Origin of the sequence: Vibrio sp. AND4 (assembly GCF_000171815.1) — a bacterium.
Taxonomy (GTDB): domain Bacteria; phylum Pseudomonadota; class Gammaproteobacteria; order Enterobacterales; family Vibrionaceae; genus Vibrio.
Genome location: NZ_ABGR01000079.1, coordinates 1 through 2,877 on the forward strand (window position 1 = coordinate 1; position 2,877 = coordinate 2,877).

The window sequence follows — 2,877 nt, forward strand, 5'->3', positions numbered from 1 at the left end:
CTTAAGTCTGAACATCCAGACGTCCAATTTATAGCTGCGCCTGATAATGATAAAGCAGGTATTGAGATGATTACCGCGCAGGCGGTTACTGGACACTCCCACATACTGACGGCTACGATTGGAGTGACACTTTCTTAAATTTTGGAATGGATGCCGTTGCTGAACAGTTGAAAGCTATCAACGGTTTTGAAACTATCTACTCAAATTCTCGCTATCTACAAGCGGAAATCCGAAAAGGTCTAAACCTGATTGACTCAGATATGGGAACAGGTAAGTCGACTGTCGCTAAGAACTTCATCCAGAAAAACCCTCATTTTAAAACTCTAGTTATCTCGCACCGTGTTGCACTGGCTAAATCTCTCAAAGCTGGCCTACAAGGTGATAATGTTTCCGTTGAGTTTTACCAAGACCTCATCATCAAAGATCCGGTACCAGGCACTGATGCAAACATGGCTCTGCGTAACGCGCATGTTCTTGTTTGTTCTGTGGATTCACTATGGCGCCTAGCTGGTTCTAATTGGGATGTTGTTTTCGTTGATGAATTTGAACAAAACCTTACGCAGTACTATGCGAAAACAATCCAATATGGTGAGCACTGCCTGAACTACTTGCAGTTCGTTCTTACGAACAGCGAAACGCAGATCTTAGCCGACGCTCACATGGGCGAGCTGGCTTTCGACTTCTGCCATCACATCGGCATGCATTCTGGCGTGTACTTTAAAAATAGTTATCAAGTAGCTCAAGGCAAAAAAATGTTTGTTTATGAGTCGAAAGATCATCTGCTTGAAGAAGTCATGCAGCAAGTTATGGCGAAAGGTAAACGATACATTTACGCCAACTCAAAAGAGCAAGTGAAAGCGATTGGTACTGCTATTGAGCAGGAAAGAGAGCGTAAACACTATGACGGCTCGGTATTGGTTGTTCATGCGGATGTGACCGGGACAGATGAAGTAAAAACGGCACTGGAAAATATCAATGCCATCGTTCCTAAACTTGACATTCTGATCGCTTCACCAACTCTCGGTACCGGATTCGATATCAAATCTGACACTCACCAGTTTGAAAAAACCATCGGCTTTTTATCCTCTCGCGTTGGCACAGCAGAAGAAGGTCACCAAGGTCTTAACCGAGCACGTGACGTTCAAGAATTTCATGTCTATCTCGACAACGCAGAGAGAAGCGAGCCAACAGACCCTATTTACATCCAAAACAAACTGGTTGAAGAAGTCTCTGCAGAGACAATGAAAGTATTATCAATCGATCCTACGACAGGCGACTTTACAACTCGCAACGCTTTATATGAATGGCTTTTCTGTAAAGTTAAAGCCAAACAGAACGAATCATCTAACCGCTATCGCTCTCGCTTTTTAGAACTGGCAAAGAAAGGTGGTTATGAAATCATTCAAGTAGCTAAGCAAAAACTGGCAGCTGAGTTTGGTTCAACTGTTAGGAAAGAAGCAAAGGACCGAAACAACCGTATCGACCTTCGTGACATACAAGACGCACCTGTTCATATTGGTGAAGCTTTCCAAACAGCTATGCGAAATGGTGAAGATTACACCGTGACTGAGATTGTGAAATCAAAAGTTAACTTTGACTTGCACCTCGATGCTGCTAATGAAGAGCAGCTCGAGTGTCTGCTTCCTTTTGCACAAGAGGTTTACGAAAACTTTGGCCACGATGGTGCTAACGCAAAAATTAATGATGTGGATAGTGCACTCCAAATACCAGAGAACAAGCGTGATGCAGTCCTAACGGCCCTGACTTATAAGCAAAACAAACATCGCTTTGTTGACTCAATTAAAAAGCTTTCATGGGTTAACGTAGACGCTCACTCTGCTCAAGCGTTCGACATGAAAGACGTTCAACACGCTGAAAGCCGAGTTAGCTGGCGTCACCTTTCTATCAAACGGGCGCACTTGATCAAGCTTCTCCAGATAGCTGGTATCGATGAGCAATTGAACTACAACGGCAAACAATGGACCGCTGATGCACTAAAACCTGCACTTTATGAGTGGCTTCGTAAGCAATCCACTAAAGATCGGCTTTTCAAGTATTCAGGCATATCTGTTTCTGCAAATATCTTGGCGAATCCAGTGCAATGGTTTAACAGCCACTTGCGCTCTTTTGGTGTGCCTATTGAATCACGCAAGAAACGCATTGGCTCAGGTAAAATTGTCAACTCCTACTTTGTACATCTACCGGAATGGGAAGCAGTGAAAGCACTTGTTTCGCTACGTTCTCAAGGTATCGAAGAAAGTCTACAAGACGCAGAAACACTTGATATCGAAACGATCCAACGGCAAGTTGCATCTTTTATCAATGAATTAAGCACAAGCAAATTTAAACAAGGCTACAAGGTTCGCTTTGACAAACTCGATGAGCAATGCCGCTTAACTGGCCTGGTGGATTTGCGTGACGATTTAGCAGCAGCGTTTGCGCCATTCACACAAGAAATTAAGGATCTGGTAGCACCAAAATATGATCCACCTTCGCCACTGTTTATTAATAACAAAATTGCGCAGGGTGGATCATCTATTCAAGCAAAAGATAACAGTAATAACGGGCCTTTAGCGTACATTGAGGGAGAGGAGAAGAGGCTTTCCTTTGAGTTTCCAGAAAAAACCACCAATGTACTCAGTCGTAATCATCGTGACGTAGTTTATGAAGTGGCCAACATTGCTGTGAATGAATACCAGCTCGACGCCACAAAGGTCGTACAGGTCATGCTTGAATATGGGTTAGAAAACATTAAGAACAGCGCACTGGCTTGGGCAGGCTCCGTTAAACAGGCGATTATGGAAGGTATTTAGGTATGGTTAATAAAGTCATTCATAAGGGCTAACGATTGGACTGGTGTTTTATCGCAGTGTGAGG

1 protein-coding gene is annotated in these 2,877 nt (G+C 43.4%); it reads left to right on the top strand.

What is annotated here, in order from left to right; genetic code table 11:
* Nucleotides 1–146 precede the first annotated feature (146 nt).
* Complete coding sequence (locus AND4_RS18615; protein WP_009844534.1) at nucleotides 147–2,813, top strand: plasmid replication protein, CyRepA1 family; 2,667 nt, start codon at nucleotides 147–149, stop codon at nucleotides 2,811–2,813.
* The last annotated feature ends 64 nt before the right edge of the window (nucleotides 2,814–2,877 follow it).